Source organism: Variovorax sp. dw_308 (assembly GCF_019207085.1).
Lineage (GTDB): Bacteria > Pseudomonadota > Gammaproteobacteria > Burkholderiales > Burkholderiaceae_C > Variovorax.
In genome coordinates this window covers 178,421-196,676 of sequence record NZ_JAATOM010000012.1, presented here as the reverse complement: position 1 = coordinate 196,676, position 18,256 = coordinate 178,421, and the positions used below count along the sequence as shown (strand labels likewise).

Sequence of the window (18,256 nt, the reverse complement as noted above, 5' to 3'; positions counted from 1 at the left end):
GGTTGGCGATACGGTCAACATTGGGGATCTGATCGCGGTGATCGAGGGTGCCGGTGGCGGTGCTGCCGCTCCTGCGCCAGCGCAGGCTGCTGCGGCCCCGGCGACCGCAACCGCTTCCGCGCCGGTCGCGGCCGCTGCGCCGGCGACAGCTTCGGCGCCTGCGACGGCACCGGCGGCGCATGACCCGACCGTTGCGCCGAAGGGGAACCTGCCCCACGCATCGCCCTCGGTGCGCAAGTTCGCCCGCGAGCTTGGTGTGCCGCTCGAGGAGGTCAAGGGCTCGGGGCCCAAGGGCCGCATCACCGAGGAAGACGTCAAGGGCTTCACCAAGGCCGTGATGACCGGCCAGGCGAGCACCAAGGCTTCCGCCGCGAAGGCTCCGGCCGGCGGTGGCGGAGACGGCGCCGCGTTGGGCCTGATCCCGTGGCCCAAGGTCGACTTCTCCAAGTTCGGCGAGTTCGAGCGCAAGGACCTGTCGCGCATCAAGAAGATCAGCGGCGCCAACCTGCATCGCAACTGGGTGATGATTCCGCACGTCACCAACCATGACGACGCCGACATCACCGACCTGGAAGCCTTCCGCGTCTCCACCAACAAGGAGAACGAGAAGTCCGGCATCAAGGTCACGATGCTGGCCTTCCTGATCAAGGCCTCGGTGGCGGCGCTGAAGAAGTTCCCGGAGTTCAACAGTTCGCTCGACGGCGACGCGCTGGTGCTGAAGAAGTACTTCCACATCGGCTTCGCGGCGGATACGCCGAACGGCCTCGTGGTGCCCGTCATCAAGGACGCCGACAAGAAGGGCGTGATCCAGATCAGTCAGGAAATGGGCGAGCTCGCGAAGAAGGCGCGCGACGGCAAACTCGGGCCGGCCGACATGTCGGGTGCCTGCTTCACCATCAGTTCGCTGGGCGGCATCGGCGGGCGCTACTTCACGCCCATCATCAATGCGCCCGAAGTGGCCATCATGGGTGTGTGCAAGAGCACGATCGAGCCGGTGTGGGACGGCAAGGCCTTCCAGCCGCGCCTGATGCTGCCGCTGTCGCTGAGCTGGGACCATCGTGTGATCGACGGCGCTGCCGCAGCACGCTTCAACGTGTTCATCGGGCAGATCCTCGGGGACTTCCGCCGCGTTCTTCTATGAGCGAATCGACGCCTGGAGCGTCCGCGGCTCGGCGAGGGTTTGCGGGCCCCTTGACGCCTGCGGCGTCGTCCCCCGGGGGGAGCAGACCTCTTGGGGCGGCCCGGCGAGGTCTCATATGACCACCGTCGTGGCCGTTCGAAAGGGCGGCCAGGTGGCCATGGTGTCGGACTCGCTCGTGACCTTCGGGGACACGCGCATGTCGCATCGCATGGAGGCCAACCGCAAGATGTTCAAGGTCGACGATGCCGTTGGCCAGAGCGTCATCGCTGTGGCTGGCTCCGCGGCGCACTTTCCGGCGCTGCGGCATGCGTTGGCGGCGACGGCGCGCGAGGAGCTTCGCTTCGGCAGCAAGGACGAGGTGTACCGCACCTTCACCCTGCTGCATCCGGTGTTGAAGGACACGTTCTTCATGCAGACCAAGGAAGACGAGCACGAGCCCTACGAGTCGAGCCAGTTCACGCTGCTGCTGGCCAACCCGAGTGGCATCTACGGTGTCTACAGCTACCGCGAAGTGTTCGAGTTCAAGGAGTTCTGGGGCATCGGCTCCGGACGCAACTTCGCGCTCGGCGCCATGCATGCGGCTTACCCGAAGGCGCGCACCGCGCTGGAAGTCGCGCAGGCCGGCATCGATGCCGCCTGCGAATTCGATCGCAATTCGGCCGGACCGGTCGACGTTCTCACACTCAAACTCAAGGTGTCCAAATGAGCGAACAACAAATCAAGGTGCCCGACATTGGTGACTTCGACGAAGTCGCGGTGATCGAGGTGCTGGTCAAGGTGGGCGACACGATCAAGGCGGAGCAATCGCTGATCACGGTCGAATCGGACAAGGCTTCGATGGAGATCCCGTCGTCTGCAGCCGGTGTCGTGAAGGCGCTGGCTGTGAAGGTGGGGGACAAGGTCAAGGAGGGCTCGGTGGTGCTGACGCTGGAGGTCAGCGGCGCGGCCGCAACTGCGCCATCCCCCGCCGCGCCGGCGCCGGCACCTGCTGCAGCAGCCCCGGCGCCGAAGCAGGCGCCTGCGGTGTCCGCGCCGGCGCCCGCCGGTTCCTACAGCGGATCGGTCGATGTCGAATGCGACGTGGTCGTGCTTGGCGCGGGCCCCGGTGGCTATTCGGCGGCATTCCGCGCGGCCGACCTGGGCCTCAAGGTCGTGCTGATCGAACGCTACGCCACGCTCGGCGGCGTGTGCCTGAACGTGGGCTGCATCCCTTCGAAGGCGCTCCTGCACGTTGCATCGGTGATGGACGAAGTGAAGCACTTCGAATCGCTCGGCGTGACTTTCGCGGCGCCCACGGTCGATCGCGCCAAGCTGCTCGCACACAAGAACAAGGTGGTCGGCAAGCTGACGGGCGGCCTCAGCGCGATGGCCAAGATGCGCAAGGTGACGACGGTGCGCGGTGTCGGCAACTTCATCGACCCGTTCCACATCGAGGTGGAAGAGACCTCCGGCACGAGCTGGGACACCACCGGCAAGAAGCAGGTCGTCAAGTTCCGTAACTGCATCATCGCGGCCGGCTCGCAGGCGGTGAGCCTGCCCTTCATGCCGAAGGACGATCCTCGCGTGGTCGACTCGACCGGCGCGTTGCAGATGGGCACCGACCCGAAGCGCATGCTGATCCTGGGCGGCGGCATCATCGGCCTGGAAATGGGCACGGTGTATTCGACGCTCGGCGCGCGGCTGGACGTGGTCGAGATGCTCGACGGCCTCATGCAGGGCGCGGACCGCGACCTGGTCAAGGTCTGGCAGAAGATGAACACGCCGCGCTTCGACAACATCATGCTGAAGACCAAGACCGTGGGCGCAGAGGCGACCAAGGACGGCATCAAGGTCACCTTCGAAGGCGAACAGGCACCCAAGGAGCCGCAGGTGTACGACCTGGTCCTGCAAGCCGTCGGCCGCAGCCCGAACGGCAAGAAGATCGGTGCCGAGAAGGCCGGCGTCGCCGTCACCGACCGTGGCTTCATCAACGTCGACATCCAGATGCGCACCAACGTGCCGCACATCTTCGCCATCGGCGACATCGTCGGACAGCCCATGCTGGCGCACAAGGCGGTGCATGAGGCGCATGTGGCGGCCGAGGTGATCGCCGGCGAGCAGAAGGGCGACAGGGAGCTCTCCAGCGCCGCCTTCAATGCCCGCGTGATTCCGAGCGTGGCCTACACCGACCCCGAGGTGGCATGGGTCGGCATCACCGAGGACCAGGCCAAGGCCGAGGGCGTGAAGGTCAAGAAGGGCTTGTTCCCGTGGACGGCTTCCGGCCGCGCCATCGCCAACGGCCGTGACGAGGGCTACACCAAGCTGCTGTTCGACGCCGAGACGCACCGCATCATCGGCGGCGGCATCGTCGGCACGCATGCGGGCGACATGATCGGCGAGGTGGCGCTGGCCATCGAGATGGGGGCGGACGAGGTCGACATCGGCAAGACGATCCACCCGCACCCGACGCTGGGTGAAAGCATCGGCATGGCGGCCGAGGTGGCGCACGGGACCTGCACCGACTTGCCACCGTCGAAGCGCTGAGCACGCGAAAGCACGGCGCGAATGAAAAATCCCGCCCTGAGAGGCGGGATTTTTATTGGGTCGTCGGGAAGCGGCTGACCGGTCTTGCGAATCCGGGAGGCTATTCGCCAGCGCTCACGGGGCCTTGCACCGCCTCGACACGACGCGCGCCATTGAAGCGTCTTTGCCAGTAGCTGCCCGTCATGTCCTCGACGCGCACTTCAGCGCCTGAACGTGGCGAATGGATGAATTTTCCTTCGCCGATGTAGATGCCGACGTGACTGAAGGCGCGGCGCATCGTGTTGAAGAACACCAAGTCGCCCGGCTTCATGTCCGCGCGGGCGACGGGTTCGGTCGCGCGGGCTTGCTCTTCGGCGCGGCGCGGGAGCACCATGCCGACGGTCTGGTTGTACATGGCGCGGACGAAGCCGCTGCAATCGAATCCGGTTTCGGCCGTGTTGCCGCCGCGACGGTAGGGCACGCCCAGGAAGCCGATGGCGCTGACGACGAGTTCGGAGGTACGGTCGGTGACGGACTGGCGAACTTGATCGAGCTGGCCGATCAAGCCCTTGTTGTTGTCATTGAGCGTGCGGTCCGTGTCGTCTGTGCGGTCCTGCTGGGGAGCTGCGTGTGCGGCGGCGGCCAGCAGGAGGGAAGCAATTAAGACTAAAAAACGCATGGTCGGTAGGATATTGATGACAAACGGTCATGTCAAATTAATCACACTTTGTGATTTGCATGCTAAGTCCTTGTCGCATAACGATATTTTTACAAACTCGTTATGTGAAATGTAAAGCTCGTGAAGTCGTGACTCCGTTCTGTCATCTGTCGTTAATCATAAAGTTCGCCAAATAGAGTCAATTTGCATCTAACTTCTTCCATCGCGCTGATGAAAAAGAGGCAAATGGGACTGGGTGCCGCCCGGCGCGCCGTCCGGAATGGCCTTCCTCACCAGCGACCAGTACGACCCGGCGTGGAGGGGCAACCTGTTTGTCGGCTCGCTGAAGTTCGGCTACCTCGACCGCATCGAGCTCAAGGACTGAATTTCAGCTCGGGCATCTGGGCAGCGGCAAACGTGGCAGCAGGCTGCGCCAGAGCCGCATCCATTCGGGCCAGTCATGCTCGCCTTCGGTCGTCGCCACATGGTCCGCAGGCAATGCAGCGGCAAGCAATCGATGGCTGAAGGCGAAGCGGTCGTCCATCCCATAGCCCAGCCACAACGGCGGATGGTCGCCCAGTGGCGGATCGGCCGAATATGCCTGCAGCCAGCGCCATACCCTCAACTCGCGCTTTTCGAACGGCGACATCTCCGGCAGAAGCGGCTGCGCGCGCCATCGCGCCAGGCCGCCGGCGTTGTCGATGCCGGTGGCGATCAGGCGCTCGCCGAGGTAGGGCGCGATGGCGACAATGCCGGCCAACTCGCCGGGTCGCTCTTCGGCGTAGACCATGCCGCCATAGCCGCCGAGCGAGATGCCGGCAATCCAGATCGCACGATAGCCCCGGGCCTGCGCAGGCGCGATCACGTCAGCCCGCAGCCGGTCGATGATGACCTCTTCGCTGTAGTAGCCGAGGTGCGCGTCGACGCGTAGCAGATCGACCGCCAGGCGGCGCTTGCGCACCGCATCGATGAAGCCTTCCTTCACGAATTCCTCCGGGTCGGAGTAAGCGCCGGGCAGCAGCACGAGCAAGGTGTCGGTCTGCGCGGGGCATGCACTGGCATCGCGTTGCATGGCCATCGGCGCGACCGTTTTGCGCGAGGCGCAGCCGGCGGCCATCAACGCGCACGCTGCGAGCGCGAACACCGCCAGGCAGCGGGTCAGTCGCATGCCTTCGGGCGCGTCGGCTCTGGCAAATCGACCATGACTGGCTGACCGGGCGTGGTGCAGCCGGTATCGCAGCATTTGCCTGGCTGCCGGTTTTTCGTGATGGCGCGTTCGGGGTCGTGCGCCACGCCGCGCTCCAGCAGGCGCTCGACCAGCTCGACTTTGGAGCCGACGGGATAGTTGCGCCAGATCTCCTGCTTCATCGCTGCGGGCGAGCCGCCGCCGTGCAGGCTGATCACGCTGTACCAGCCGCCCTGGTAGCCGGCCGTCAGGTCCTCGATGAAGCGCGCCGTCTCGATGCGCTGTTCATACGGCACGGAAGGGTTGGCACGCAGCACATCGGCCAGGCTGGCGGCGGTCTCGGGATTGTGGTCTTCGTCGGGGCCGGGGAGGGTGACGATCAGGCCGCCGCTCACGTAGTGGGCAATGCGGTGCATGTCATAGATCTTCGTGGCCAGCAGCAGCTTGCCGATGTTGCTGAACACCGGGTCGGGCATGAACACCTCGCAATGCGCATCGGCCTTGGCATAGACGCTGGCGGCAACACCGCAGGCGAAGAAGCTTTCGGTGATGGTGATGAGTTCGACCATCTGTTCGCGCAAATGGGACTCCTTGCCGGGATTGAAGCCATTGGCTTCGCACATCAGCGCGCTGGCGCCGATCAGCAGGTCGCCAAAGCCGGCGCGTGCACCGATGCAGCTTTGGCGGTGGTGCGTGGCATAGCTGTAGGTGAGGTGGCCGGAGTGCTCCCATTCACCGGCATAGAACACGCTCTCCCACGGCACGAACACGCGGTCGAACATGCACACGCCGGTGCTCTGCCCGTACTTGCGGCTGAACAGCGCCTCGCCATGCTCCAGCCTCTCGCCGGGCCGGCCTGCCGGGCGCGCGATGATCGTGAGGCCTGGCGCATCGAGCGGCACGGCGCAGCAGACGGCGAAGTCGGTATCCTCGCGGCCCATGTTGCGGCAGGGCATGACCAGCAATTCATGCACATAGGGCGCAGCGGTCACGATGGCCTTGGTGCCGGAGATGACGATGCCCCGGGCATTGCGTTCGACCACATGCACATAGCTGTCGACATGGGCCTGCTCGTGCGGGCGACGGCTGCGGTCGCCCTTGGCATCGGTCATCGCGACGCCGAGCGTGAGATCCTGGTCCTGCACGCGGTGCAGGTAGTTGTGAAAGCGCGCGGTGTGCTCGGTGCCGCCCTTGGCATCGTCGATGCGGGCCGACACCTGCGCGATGGCATTGAGCGCGTCGTGCGTCAGGTAGCGCTGCGCGCAGCCGGTTTCCTGGCAGACGAGGCGCACGGCCTCCAGCTTGTTGAGCAGGTCACCCGCGCTGGTGTCGATGTGCGAAAAGCGGTTGACCCGCTTGCCGCTGGTGTGCTGCACAGCGGTCATGAGACGCTCGTACGCGGGCTTCAGCGCGTGGTCGTAGGTGACTCCGATGGCATTGATCCCGGGTTGGAAGGCCGGATCATCGGCGACGCTCTCGACCCGTCGCCCTTCGACGAAAACCCGAGGCTTGTAGCGCCGCAGCGACTCGCGATAGTCCTGGCCGCTCATCAGCGTGGCGTGCGGAAGCGGGGCGTTCATCGGTGTCTCCGGATCTTCGAGTGGCGCGGGGCGCCGGCAATTTGACCACCGCATCGCCGCGTGGGTATGCGGGTCGTGAATCCTTTTGCGACTTCCGCGTTCGGCTGTCCGCTCCCGATTTCCGCCTCGCAATCGAGGAACGCTCCAGGTTCGGTGGTACGTTCTACGTCCGCCGTTTTTGAAGAGATATTCCGCCATGCTGCTCGATGCATCCCAATCCCAACTCGTGCTGGTCGATTACCAGGCGCGCCTGATGCCCGCGATCTTCGAGGGCGAGGCGGTGGCCGCCAATGCCGTGCGGCTCGGGCAGTTCGCCCGGCTGCTGGGCGTGCCGGTATTCGGCACCGAACAGAACCCTTCGAAGCTCGGCGAGAACCTGCCGGCCATTCGCGCGCTGTGCGACCGCACGCTGGCCAAGATGCATTTCAGCGGTGCGGAAGAGGGCCTGGGCGAATGGCTGCGCGCGCCGGCCCCGGCGCCCAAGGGCAATGCGCGCAGCCTGCCCAAGCACCTGCAGAAGCCGGCCGCCCAGGCGGACGAGCGCAACAGCATCGTCATCGCGGGCTGCGAGGCTCATGTGTGCCTGCTGCAGACGGCGCTGGACCTGCTGGAAGACGACTTCGAAGTCTGGGTCGTGGTGGACGCCTGCAGTTCCCGTACCGAACGCAACCGCGATGCGGCCTTCGATCGCTTGGCTGGCGCGGGGGCCGAGCTGGTGACCACCGAGATGGTGGGCTTCGAATGGCTGGCCACGGCCGAGCATCCGAAGTTCAAGGAATTTCAGGCGATGATTCGATGAACGGGCGCTGATCCATTCCACGCGGCGGCGAGGTGCATACAAGGAGGCAACGAAGCATGGGTTCGTACAGTGAGTTCTATCGTCGTTCGGTGGATGACGCCGAGGCCTTCTGGGCCGAGCAGGCCGGCCTGGTCGACTGGCAGACGCCGCCCCGGCAGATCCTGGATGCGAGCCGTCCGCCCTTTGCCAGGTGGTTCGTGGGCGGCACCACCAACCTGTGCCACAACGCGGTCGACCGGCACCTCGCGACGCGTGGCGACCAGGCCGCGCTGATCTTCGTCTCGACCGAAACCGGCGTCGAGCGCACGTTCAGCTTCAAGGATCTGCACGCCGAAGTGCAGCGCATGGCCGCGAGCCTGATCGGACTCGGCGTGGGGCAGGGCGACCGCGTGCTGATCTACATGCCGATGATCCCCGAGGCCGCCTTCGCGATGCTGGCCTGCGCTCGCATCGGGGCCGTCCACTGCGTGGTGTTCGGCGGATTCGCCAGTGTTTCCCTGGCATCGCGCATCGAAGACGCGGAGCCCAAGGTCATCGTCAGCGCCGATGCCGGGTCTCGCGGCGGCAAGGTGCAGGCGTACAAGCCGCTGCTGGACGAGGCCATTCGCCTGTCGAAGCACAAGCCCGATGCCGTCCTGCTGGCCGATCGCGGGCTGGCGCCCATGGAACTCGCGGCAGGGCGCGACCACCTGATGAGCGCGCTGCGCGCCACGCACATTGATACGCAAGTGCCGTGCACCTGGCTCGATGCCACGGCCATCAGCTACACCCTCTACACCAGCGGCACCACGGGCCGGCCCAAGGGCGTGCAACGCGACACGGGCGGCTATGCCGTCGCGCTTGCGGCCAGCATGAAGCACATCTTCGATGGCCGCGCCGGGGAGACCTACTTTTCCACCAGCGACATCGGCTGGGTGGTGGGCCACAGCTACATCGTCTATGGCCCGCTGATCGCCGGGATGGCGACCATCATGTACGAGGGCCTGCCGACCCAGGGCCTCGACCAGCAGCCGGACGGCGGCATCTGGTGGAGCCTCGTCGAGAAGTACAAGGTCACCGTGATGTTCAGCGCGCCCACCGCCGTGCGCGTGTTGAAGAAGCAGGACCCTGCGCTGCTCGGCAAGTACGACCTGTCCAGCCTGCGCGCGCTGTTCCTCGCCGGCGAGCCGCTGGACCAGCCCACCGCGCGCTGGATCAGCGAAGGCCTGGGCGTACCCATCATCGACAACTACTGGCAAACCGAAGCGGGCTGGCCGATCCTCACGATCGCCAACGGCGTCGAGAAAAAGCCGAGCAAGTTCGGCAGCCCCGGCGTTCCGATGTACGGTTGGCGCGTGAAGATCCTGGATGAGGAGACCGGCGAGGAACTCACCGCGCCCAACGAGAAAGGCGTGGTCGCCATCGAAGGCCCGACGCCGCCCGGCTTCATGCAGACCGTCTGGCGCGATGACGCACGCTTCGTCAACACCTACTGGAGCAGCGTGCCCGGCAAGGTCGTGTACTCGACCTTCGACTGGGGCATTCGTGACGAAGACGGCTATTTCTACATCCTCGGCCGCACCGACGACGTGATCAACGTGGCCGGCCACCGCCTCGGCACGCGCGAGATCGAGGAAAGCATTTCCGGCCATGCGAATGTGGCCGAGGTCGCTGTGGTCGGCGTTGCCGATGCGCTGAAGGGCCAGGTCGCGATGGCCTTTGTCGTTCCGAAGGCCGGCGCCGCCGCCAGCGATGCGGACGTGGCCCTGACGCTGGAGGGGGAAATCATGATGCGCGTGTCCGACCAGCTCGGCGCGGTGGCCCGTCCGGCCCGCGTGCGCTTCGTGACCGCATTGCCCAAGACCCGCAGCGGCAAGCTCCTGCGTCGCGCGATCCAGGCGGTCTGCGAGCAGCGCGACCCCGGCGACCTGACCACCATCGACGATCCTTCCTCGCTGCAGCAGATCAAACAACTGGTTGCACCTTGAAAGCTTCATGAAAGCTTCGCATGTTGTGTCACGGTTCAACGTGGCACAATCCCCCGGTACTCAGGCCCTTCCCCAGCCACAGTCGCATCCGCCAATCGGTTCAGCCGTGTCGCGGAAGGTTTTCTTACCAGCTAGTGCTTCCTTCAGGGAAGCGAAGGTCAGCGGAATATGAGCGAATCCAGCACGCCATCGGCGTATCGCGCCTATCAAGGCAACACCTACCTCTTCGGCGGCAATGCGCCCTATGTCGAAGAGATGTACGAGAACTACCTCGCCAACCCCGGCAGCGTGCCCGACAACTGGCGCTCGTACTTTGACGCGCTGCAGAACGTCCCCGCCGGCGACGGCAGCAACACCCGCGACGTTCCCCACCTGCCGGTGATCAACGCCTTCGCCGAACGGGCCAAGCAGGGCACCACGCGTGTGGTGCAGGCCAGCGGCGCAGACTCCGAACTCGGCCGCAAGCGCACCGCGGTGCAGCAGCTGATCGCCGCCTATCGCAACGTCGGCGCCCGCTGGGCCGACCTGGACCCGCTCAAGCGCACCGAGCGCCCGGCCATCCCTGAACTCGAACCCTCGTTCTACGGCTTCCACGACGCCGACCTCGAGACCGTGTTCAACACCAGCAACACCTTCTTCGGCCGCGACACCATGTCGCTGCGCGACCTGCTCAACGCCCTGCGTGAAACCTACTGCGGCACCATCGGCGCCGAGTACATGTACACGACCGACCAGAACCAGAAGCGCTGGTGGCAGGAAAAGCTCGAACGCGCCCGCACCAACCCGCAACTCACGGTCGAGAAGAAGAAGCACGTCCTGAACCGCCTGACGGCCGCCGAAGGCCTGGAGCGCTTCCTCCACACCAAGTACGTCGGCCAGAAGCGCTTCTCGCTGGAAGGCGGCGAGAGCTTCATCGTCTCGATGGACGAGCTGATCAACCAGGCCGGCATTGCCGGCGTGCAGGAAATCGTGATTGGCATGGCTCACCGTGGCCGTCTCAACGTGCTGGTCAACACGCTCGGCAAGATGCCGGCCGACCTGTTCGCCGAGTTCGACCACACCGCGCCGGAAGACCTGCCGGCAGGCGACGTCAAGTACCACCAGGGCTTCAGCTCGGACGTGACCACGCCCGGCGGCCCGGTGCACCTGAGCCTCGCGTTCAACCCGTCGCACCTTGAAATCGTGAACCCCGTGGTCGAAGGCTCGGTGCGCGCGCGCATGGACCGCCGCGGCGACGCCGAGGGCGACTCGGTGCTGCCGATCATCGTGCACGGTGATGCGGCCTTCGCCGGCCAGGGCGTGGTGATGGAAACGCTGGCGCTTGCGCAGACCCGTGGCTACTACACGGGCGGCACGGTGCACATCGTCATCAACAACCAGATCGGTTTCACCACCAGCGACCCGCGCGACAGCCGCTCGACGCTGTATTGCTCGGACATCGTCAAGATGATCGAGGCGCCGGTGCTGCACGTGAACGGCGACGACCCGGAAGCCGTGGTGCTCTGCACCCAATGGGCACTGGAGTACCGCCAGGAATTCAACATGGACGTTGTCATCGACATCGTCTGCTTCCGCAAGCTGGGCCACAACGAGCAGGACACGCCTTCGCTCACCCAGCCGCTGATGTACAAGAAGATCGCCCAGCACCCCGGCACGCGCAAGCTGTATGCCGACAAGCTGGCTGCGCAAGGCATGGGCGAGACGCTCGGCGACGACATGGTCAAGGCCCAGCGCGCCGCCTTCGACGAAGGCCGCAACACCATCGACCCGGTGCTGACCAACTTCAAGAGCAAGTACGCGGTCGACTGGAGCCCCTTCCTCAACAAGAAGTGGACCGATGCCGGCGACACCGCCATTCCCACCTCCGAGTGGAAGCGCCTCGCCGAGAAGATCACCACCGTGCCCGGTGGCTTCACCGTGCACCCGCTGGTCAAGAAAGTGCTGGACGATCGCGCGGCCATGGGCCGCGGCGAGATCAACGTCGACTGGGGCATGGGCGAACACATGGCCTTCGCCTCGCTGGTGGCCAGCGGCTACCCGGTGCGCCTGTCGGGCGAGGACTGCGGTCGCGGCACCTTCACACACCGCCATGCCGTGCTGCACGACCAGAACCGCGAGAAGTTCGACACCGGCATCTACACGCCGCTGTCGAACGTGGCCGACAACCAGGCCCCGTTCGTCGTCATCGACTCGATCCTGTCCGAAGAAGCCGTGCTGGCCTTCGAATACGGCTACGCCTCGAACGATCCCAACACGCTGGTGATCTGGGAAGCGCAGTTCGGCGACTTCGTCAACGGCGCGCAGGTCGTGATCGACCAGTTCATCGCTTCGGGCGAAGTGAAGTGGGGCCGCGTCAACGGCATCACGTTGATGCTGCCGCACGGCTATGAAGGCCAGGGGCCGGAACACAGCTCGGCGCGCATCGAGCGCTTCATGCAGCTGTCGGCCGACACCAACATGCAGGTGGTGCAACCCACCACCGCCAGCCAGATCTTCCACGTGCTGCGCCGCCAGATGGTGCGCAACCTGCGCAAGCCCCTGATCATCATGACGCCGAAGTCGCTGCTGCGGAACAAGGACGCGACCTCGCCGCTGTCCGAGTTCACCAAGGGCAACTTCCAGACGGTCATTCCGGACAACAAGGACCTGAAGGCCGAGAAGGTCAAGCGCGTGATCGCCTGCTCGGGCAAGGTCTACTACGACCTGGCCAAGAAGCGCGAGGAACGCGGCAGCGAAGACGTGGCGATCATCCGCGTCGAGCAGCTCTATCCGTTCCCGCACAAGGCATTCGGCGCGGAACTGAAGAAGTACACCAACCTCGTCGACGTGGTGTGGTGCCAGGACGAGCCGCAGAACCAGGGCGCATGGTTCTTCGTGCAGCACTACATCCACGAGAACATGCAGGAAGGCCAGCGCCTCGGCTATTCGGGCCGTGCCGCTTCAGCTTCGCCTGCGGCCGGGTACTCGCACCTGCACCAGGAACAACAGAAGTCGCTGGTCGACGGCGCATTCGGCAAGCTCAAGGGCTTCGTGCTGACCAAGTAATCCCACTCTTAAAACACTACAAGCCAAGCACGCGAAGCGGAGCAAAACTCAAATGTCTATCGTAGAAGTCAAAGTCCCCCAGCTGTCCGAATCGGTGGCCGAAGCCACCATGCTGACCTGGAAGAAGAAGGCCGGCGAAGCCGTCGCCATCGATGAGATCCTGATCGAGATCGAGACCGACAAGGTCGTGCTGGAAGTGCCGGCGCCAGCCGCCGGCGTGCTGGCCGAGATTGTCCAGGGTGACGGCGCCACGGTGGTGGCCGAACAGTTGATCGCGAAGATCGATACCGAAGGAAAGGCGAGCGCCGGCGCACCTGCGGCGGCCCCGGCCGCTGCTGCTGCTGCACCGGCTGCTGCTCCGGTTGCTGCTGCCACGGGCGGCTCGAAGTCGGACGTCGCCATGCCATCGGCCGCCAAGCTGCTGGCCGACAACAACCTGAAGGTTGGCGACGTGGCCGGCTCGGGCAAGGACGGCCGCGTGACCAAGGGCGACGTGCTCGGCGCGGTGGCCGCCGGCGCCGCCGCCCCCAAGGCTGCACCCGCTCCGGCAGTGGCTGCGCCCGCCGCTCGCCCGGCGCTTGCACAAGTCTCGGCACCCGTCAGTGCGCCGGACCTGGGCGACCGTCCGGAACAGCGCGTGCCGATGAGCCGCCTGCGCGCCCGTATCGCCGAGCGCCTGATCCAGTCGCAATCGACCAACGCCATCCTCACGACCTTCAACGAAGTCAACATGGCCCCGGTCATGGAGATGCGCAAGAAGTTCCAGGATGCGTTCAGCAAGGAGCATGGCGTCAAGATCGGCTTCATGAGCTTCTTCGTGAAGGCCGCGGTGCATGCGCTGAAGAAGTACCCGGTGCTGAACGCGTCGGTCGACGGCAACGACATCCTGTACCACGGCTACTTCGACATCGGCATCGCTGTCGGTTCGCCGCGCGGCCTGGTCGTGCCGATCCTGCGCAACGCCGACCAGATGAGCTTTGCCGAGATCGAGAAGAAGATCGCCGAGTACGGCCAGAAGGCCAAGGACGGCAAGCTGGGCATTGAAGAAATGACCGGCGGAACGTTCTCGATCAGCAATGGCGGCACCTTCGGCTCGATGCTGTCGACGCCGATCATCAACCCGCCGCAGTCGGCCATCCTGGGCGTGCACGCGACCAAGGACCGCGCGGTGGTGGAGAACGGCCAGATCGTCGTCCGCCCGATGAACTACCTCGCCATGAGCTACGACCACCGCATCATCGACGGCCGCGAAGCCGTGCTGGGCCTGGTGGCGATGAAGGAAGCGCTGGAAGATCCGTCGCGCCTGTTGTTCGACATCTGAGGAGCACTGGATGTCTGACAAGAAATTCGACGTCGTCGTCATCGGCGGCGGCCCCGGCGGCTACATCGCGGCCATCCGCGCGGCGCAACTCGGCTTCAATGTCGCCTGCGTCGACGAGTGGAAGAACGGCAAGGGCGGCCCGGCGCTGGGCGGCACCTGCACCAACGTCGGATGCATTCCGTCGAAGGCGCTGCTGCAATCGTCCGAGCATTACGAGCATGCCGGCAAGCACTTCGCCGACCACGGCATCAAGGTCGAAGGCCTGGGGCTCGACATCGCCAAGATGCTCGGCCGCAAGGACACCGTCGTGAAGCAGAACAACGACGGCATCCTGTACCTGTTCAAGAAGAACAAGGTCAGCTTCTTCCACGGCCGCGCGTCTTTCTCGAAGACGGACGACACGGGGTACGAACTCAAGGTCGCAGGCGCTGCAGAAGAATCGATCAGCGCCAGGCACGTGATCATCGCCACCGGCTCGAACGCCCGCGCACTGCCGGGCGCAGCCTTCGACGAGGAGAACATCCTCTCGAACGACGGGGCGCTCCGCATCGGCAACGTGCCGAAGAAGCTGGCGCTGATCGGCTCTGGCGTGATCGGCTTGGAGATGGGTTCGGTCTGGCGTCGCCTCGGCTCGGAAGTGACTGTGCTCGAGGCCTTGCCCACCTTCCTCGGCGCGGTCGACGAGCAGATCGCCAAGGAAGCCAAGAAGGCCTTCGACAAGCAGGGCCTGAAGATCGAGCTCGGCGTGAAGGTGGGCGAGGTGAAGTCGGGCAAGAAGGGCGTGAGCATCGCCTGGACCAATGCCAAGGGCGAAGACCAGAAGCTGGATGTCGACAAGCTGATCGTCTCGATCGGCCGCGTGCCCAACACCATCGGCCTGAACGGCGAAGCGGTCGGCCTGAAGCTCGACGAGCGCGGCGCGATCGTGGTCGACGACGAGTGCAAGACCAACCTGCCGAACGTCTGGGCCGTGGGCGACGTGGTGCGCGGCCCGATGCTTGCGCACAAGGCGGAGGAAGAGGGCGTGGCGGTGGCCGAGCGCATTGCCGGCCAGCATGGGCACGTCAACTTCAACACCATTCCGTGGGTGATCTACACCTCGCCCGAGATCGCGTGGGTCGGCCAGACCGAGCAGCAACTCAAGGCCGAAGGGCGCGCCTACAAGGCCGGCACCTTCCCCTTCCTGGCCAACGGCCGCGCACGCGCGCTGGGCGACACGACCGGCATGGTCAAGTTCCTGGCCGACGCCGCGACTGACGAGATCCTCGGCGTCCACATGGTGGGACCGCAGGTGAGCGAGTTGATCTCGGAGGCCGTGGTGGCGATGGAGTTCAAGGCGAGCAGCGAAGACATCGCGCGCATCTGCCATGCGCACCCGTCGCTGTCGGAAGCGACCAAGGAAGCGGCCCTGGCCGTGGACAAGCGCACGCTGAATTTCTGACCTCTTGAGCGTCCTCCAGGCCTACCAAGCGGAACTCGCCAAGCGCGGGTTCCAGAGCGATCCCGCGCAACTGCACGCGGTCGAGGCGCTCGACCGCTGCGCGCGCGAATGGGGCGACTACAAGGCCCAGCGCTCGAACGCCTTCAAGAAGCTCATCAACCGGCCCGACATCCCGCGCGGCGTCTACATGTATGGCGGCGTGGGACGGGGCAAGAGCTTCCTGATGGACCTGTTCTTCAACGCGGTGCCGCTGCGCCGGAAGACGCGGCTGCATTTCCACGAGTTCATGCGCGAGGTGCACCGCGAGCTGGCCGATCTGCAAGGCACGGTCAACCCGCTCGACGAACTGGGCCTGCGCATCTCCAGGCGCTACAAGCTCATCTGCTTCGACGAGTTCCACGTATCCGACATCACCGACGCGATGATCCTGCACCGCCTGCTGAAGGCGTTGTTCGACAACGGCGTGGGCTTCGTCACCACCTCCAATTTCAAGCCGGACGATCTTTATCCGAACGGCCTGCACCGCGACCGCATCCTGCCCGCGATCGCGCTGCTCAACGAGCAGCTCGAAGTGCTGAGCGTCGACAACGGCACCGACTATCGGCGCCGCACGCTCGAACAGCTGCGCATGTACCTCACGCCCAACGGCGCGGTGGCCGACAAGGAGATGCGAGACGCCTTTGCGCGCCTGGCCGAATCGGCCGACGAGAACCCGATCCTGCATATCGAGGCGCGCGAGATCCACGCGAGGCGCATGGCCGGCGGCGTGGTGTGGTTCGACTTCAAGACGCTGTGCGGCGGCCCGCGCTCGCAGAACGACTACCTCGAGATCGCCTCGCAGTTCCACACCGTGCTGCTGTCCGACGTGCCGCGCATGGGCGTCAACCGGGCCTCGGAAGCCCGCCGTTTCACATGGCTGGTCGACGTGTTCTACGATCGCCGCGTGAAACTCATCATGTCGGCCGAGGTTCCACCCGAGGCGTTGTACACGGAAGGTCCGCTGGCCCATGAGTTCCCGCGCACCGTCTCCCGCCTCAACGAAATGCAGTCGGCCGAGTTCCTGGCCCTGGAGCGTCGCACGGTCGACACCCGTCTCACATGAAGCATCTTGCGCTCTCGCTGCTGTTGGCCGTGCTGGCCGGGTCCGCAAGGGCCCAGTCCGGCAGCACCTCGGGCGGGCTCGACCCGGCCGCCGAGCGGGCGCGCATCGCCTCCGAGCGCCAGGCGCTGCAAGTGCGCGTCAATAGCGAGCGCGCGGCGTGCTATCAGAAGTTCGCCGTCGAGGATTGCCTGAGCGACAGCCGCCGGCGTGCGAGGGTGGTCAGCGACGACCTGAAGCGTCAGGAGTCCGCGCTCAACGACATCGAGCGCAAGCGCCGTGCCGCGATCGAAACGCAAAAGCTCCAGGACAACGCATCGCAGCAACGCGCGAAAGACCAGGAAGCCCAGCGCGAACGTGCCGCCGACGCGCAAAAGGAACGCGAGCAGCGCACCGCGGATCATGCGGCGAGCCGTGAGGCCATGACCGCGCAGGAAGCGCAAAACCAGCGCGCCTTCGCCGACAAGCAGCAACGCCAGGCCAGGGAAGATGCCAGCCGCCAGCGCGAACGGGTCCAGGCGCCGGCCAACGTGCAGGCCAACGACGAGCGGCTGGACAAGGCGGCAAAGCACCGCGCCGACGTCGAACGGCGCAACGCGGAGCGCGACAAGCCGCGCGCCGCACCGTTGCCGCCCTGATACCGGAAATCAGTGCTCGCCCGCCTCCGCGGCGGTCTTCGGCTCCCGCGGCAAGGACTCGAACTTGAGCACCGCGATCGATATGTTGTCACCCGTGCCCATCGCCCGTATGCGCGCTTCGTCGACCAGCAGTTCGACCGCGGATCGCGGCGATTGCTCGTGCAGCACCGCCCCCATTTCTTCTGGCGAAAAATAATGCCAGAGCCCGTCGCTGCAGGCCATCAGCAAGTCGCCCGGCTTGAGCTTGGCGATATGGTGCGTGTCGATGGGCGGCGGCGAAGTCGTCATGCCGAGGCACCCGATCAGGATGTTGCCCTGCGGATGCACGTTGGCCTCGTCGTCGGTGAGTTCGCCGCGGTCGACCAGCGCCTGGACGTACGAATGGTCGCGCGTGCGCAGCACCATGCGGCCGCGCTGGAAATGGTAGATGCGCGAATCGCCTGCATGGATCCAGACGCACTCGCCGTTGGGGTTGACCAGGAACGCGGCCACCGTGCTGTGCGGCTCGCTCTCGCTCGACATCGCTGTCAGCTTGATCACCGTGTGCGAATCGTTGACGATGCGGCGCAGCAGGTCGTGCATGTCGTCGATGCTGGGCGAGAAGCGGTTGAACAGTTGCCTGGCCGTCATCATCACCTGGTCGGAGGCCTTGCGACCGCCGCTGCGTCCGCCCATGCCATCGGCCACGAGGCCCAGCACGCAACCCTTGACGCGGGGATGTTCGATCAGGAGGACCTGATCCTGTTGATAGGGGCGATCTCCCTTGTGGAGACCAGTGGCTGCAGCTATCCGAAAGCCTCGACTCATGCGCGCGTTGTGCGCCTGAGGCGCGATCCATGTGTTGTTCGTCTGACAAAGACTCGACGTATTATCAAGTGA

The 18,256-nt window shown here is 65.2% G+C and carries 14 protein-coding genes and 1 pseudogene; 11 read left to right on the top strand and 4 right to left on the bottom strand.

Going from position 1 to position 18,256, the window contains the following annotated elements; all coding sequences use genetic code 11:
- From HCU76_RS22685 to lpdA (HCU76_RS22675), 3 genes are all read left to right on the top strand, one after another.
- Positions 1-1,141: 2-oxo acid dehydrogenase subunit E2 (locus HCU76_RS22685; RefSeq protein WP_218510722.1), on the top strand; the 1,141-nt coding region annotated here is incomplete at its 5' end.
- A 115-nt stretch (positions 1,142-1,256) separates the two neighbouring features.
- Entirely contained in the window at positions 1,257-1,847 is a 591-nt protein-coding gene (locus HCU76_RS22680; protein WP_213953961.1) for an MFS transporter, read from the top strand.
- The gene (gene lpdA, locus HCU76_RS22675) at positions 1,844-3,664 is read left to right on the top strand and encodes a dihydrolipoyl dehydrogenase (RefSeq protein WP_213953962.1); all 1,821 of its coding nucleotides are present in this window, start codon (positions 1,844-1,846) and stop codon (positions 3,662-3,664) included. Before HCU76_RS22680 ends, lpdA (HCU76_RS22675) begins: the two co-directional genes overlap by 4 nt.
- Positions 3,665-3,764: 100 nt before the next feature.
- On the opposite strand, the gene HCU76_RS22670 is transcribed toward lpdA (HCU76_RS22675), so the two are convergent.
- Positions 3,765-4,322 carry a C40 family peptidase gene (locus tag HCU76_RS22670; RefSeq protein WP_213953963.1) on the bottom strand — a complete coding sequence of 186 codons (558 nt, stop codon included), beginning with the start codon at positions 4,320-4,322 and terminating at the stop codon, positions 3,765-3,767.
- A 232-nt stretch (positions 4,323-4,554) separates the two neighbouring features.
- On the opposite strand from HCU76_RS22670, the pseudogene HCU76_RS22665 reads away from it, so the two are divergent.
- Positions 4,555-4,683: pseudogene (locus tag HCU76_RS22665) on the top strand (PQQ-dependent sugar dehydrogenase); the annotation flags it as partial.
- A 6-nt stretch (positions 4,684-4,689) separates the two neighbouring features.
- Here the strand turns inward: HCU76_RS22665 and HCU76_RS22660 are convergent.
- Together HCU76_RS22660 and HCU76_RS22655 are read right to left on the bottom strand one after the other, a co-directional pair.
- A complete protein-coding gene (locus HCU76_RS22660) occupies positions 4,690-5,469 on the bottom strand; it encodes an alpha/beta hydrolase (RefSeq protein WP_213953964.1) in 780 nt (259 codons plus the stop codon).
- A complete protein-coding gene (locus HCU76_RS22655) occupies positions 5,460-7,067 on the bottom strand; it encodes a 4-hydroxyphenylacetate 3-hydroxylase family protein (RefSeq protein WP_213953965.1) in 1,608 nt (535 codons plus the stop codon). The genes HCU76_RS22660 and HCU76_RS22655 overlap by 10 nt, the downstream gene beginning before the upstream one ends.
- A 196-nt stretch (positions 7,068-7,263) precedes the next feature.
- On the opposite strand from HCU76_RS22655, the gene HCU76_RS22650 reads away from it, so the two are divergent.
- The 7 genes from HCU76_RS22650 to HCU76_RS22620 all read left to right on the top strand — a co-directional run bounded on the left by HCU76_RS22650 (position 7,264) and on the right by HCU76_RS22620 (position 17,377).
- The gene (locus HCU76_RS22650; RefSeq protein ID WP_213953966.1) at positions 7,264-7,866 is read left to right on the top strand and encodes an isochorismatase family protein; all 603 of its coding nucleotides are present in this window, start codon (positions 7,264-7,266) and stop codon (positions 7,864-7,866) included.
- 32 nt (positions 7,867-7,898) lie between these two features.
- Positions 7,899-9,833, top strand: coding sequence for a propionate--CoA ligase (locus HCU76_RS22645; protein ID WP_345944632.1), 1,935 nt, complete (start codon positions 7,899-7,901; stop codon positions 9,831-9,833).
- Positions 9,834-10,001: 168 nt separating this feature from the next.
- On the top strand, positions 10,002-12,878 hold the full coding sequence (locus tag HCU76_RS22640) for a 2-oxoglutarate dehydrogenase E1 component (protein ID WP_213953968.1): 2,877 nt from the start codon (positions 10,002-10,004) through the stop codon (positions 12,876-12,878).
- A 52-nt stretch (positions 12,879-12,930) separates the two neighbouring features.
- Entirely contained in the window at positions 12,931-14,199 is a 1,269-nt protein-coding gene (gene odhB / locus HCU76_RS22635; RefSeq protein ID WP_218510721.1) for a 2-oxoglutarate dehydrogenase complex dihydrolipoyllysine-residue succinyltransferase, read from the top strand.
- A 10-nt stretch (positions 14,200-14,209) separates the two neighbouring features.
- Complete coding sequence (gene lpdA / locus HCU76_RS22630) at positions 14,210-15,640, top strand: dihydrolipoyl dehydrogenase (protein ID WP_218510720.1); 1,431 nt, start codon at positions 14,210-14,212, stop codon at positions 15,638-15,640.
- A gap of 4 nt (positions 15,641-15,644) precedes the next feature.
- A complete protein-coding gene (gene zapE, locus HCU76_RS22625) occupies positions 15,645-16,742 on the top strand; it encodes a cell division protein ZapE (protein WP_213953971.1) in 1,098 nt (365 codons plus the stop codon).
- Positions 16,743-16,771: 29 nt separating this feature from the next.
- Positions 16,772-17,377, top strand: coding sequence for a hypothetical protein (locus HCU76_RS22620; RefSeq protein ID WP_371319884.1), 606 nt, complete (start codon positions 16,772-16,774; stop codon positions 17,375-17,377).
- A gap of 9 nt (positions 17,378-17,386) precedes the next feature.
- On the opposite strand, the gene HCU76_RS22615 is transcribed toward HCU76_RS22620, so the two are convergent.
- The gene (locus HCU76_RS22615; protein WP_213953973.1) at positions 17,387-18,184 is read right to left on the bottom strand and encodes a PP2C family serine/threonine-protein phosphatase; all 798 of its coding nucleotides are present in this window, start codon (positions 18,182-18,184) and stop codon (positions 17,387-17,389) included.
- Between the last annotated feature and the right edge of the window lie 72 nt (positions 18,185-18,256).

Excerpts from the sequence above, each read along its gene's own strand:
- HCU76_RS22680 (WP_213953961.1), top strand. The coding sequence starts at position 1,257 with ATGACCACCGTCGTGGCCGTTCGAAAGGGCGGCCAGGTGGCCATGGTG.
- lpdA (WP_213953962.1), top strand. The coding sequence starts at position 1,844 with ATGAGCGAACAACAAATCAAGGTGCCCGACATTGGTGACTTCGACGAA.
- HCU76_RS22670 (WP_213953963.1), bottom strand. The coding sequence starts at position 4,322 with ATGCGTTTTTTAGTCTTAATTGCTTCCCTCCTGCTGGCCGCCGCCGCA.
- HCU76_RS22660 (WP_213953964.1), bottom strand. The coding sequence starts at position 5,469 with ATGCGACTGACCCGCTGCCTGGCGGTGTTCGCGCTCGCAGCGTGCGCG.
- HCU76_RS22655 (WP_213953965.1), bottom strand. The coding sequence starts at position 7,067 with ATGAACGCCCCGCTTCCGCACGCCACGCTGATGAGCGGCCAGGACTAT.
- HCU76_RS22650 (WP_213953966.1), top strand. The coding sequence starts at position 7,264 with ATGCTGCTCGATGCATCCCAATCCCAACTCGTGCTGGTCGATTACCAG.
- HCU76_RS22640 (WP_213953968.1), top strand. The coding sequence starts at position 10,002 with ATGAGCGAATCCAGCACGCCATCGGCGTATCGCGCCTATCAAGGCAAC.
- odhB (WP_218510721.1), top strand. The coding sequence starts at position 12,931 with ATGTCTATCGTAGAAGTCAAAGTCCCCCAGCTGTCCGAATCGGTGGCC.
- lpdA (WP_218510720.1), top strand. The coding sequence starts at position 14,210 with ATGTCTGACAAGAAATTCGACGTCGTCGTCATCGGCGGCGGCCCCGGC.
- HCU76_RS22615 (WP_213953973.1), bottom strand. The coding sequence starts at position 18,184 with ATGAGTCGAGGCTTTCGGATAGCTGCAGCCACTGGTCTCCACAAGGGA.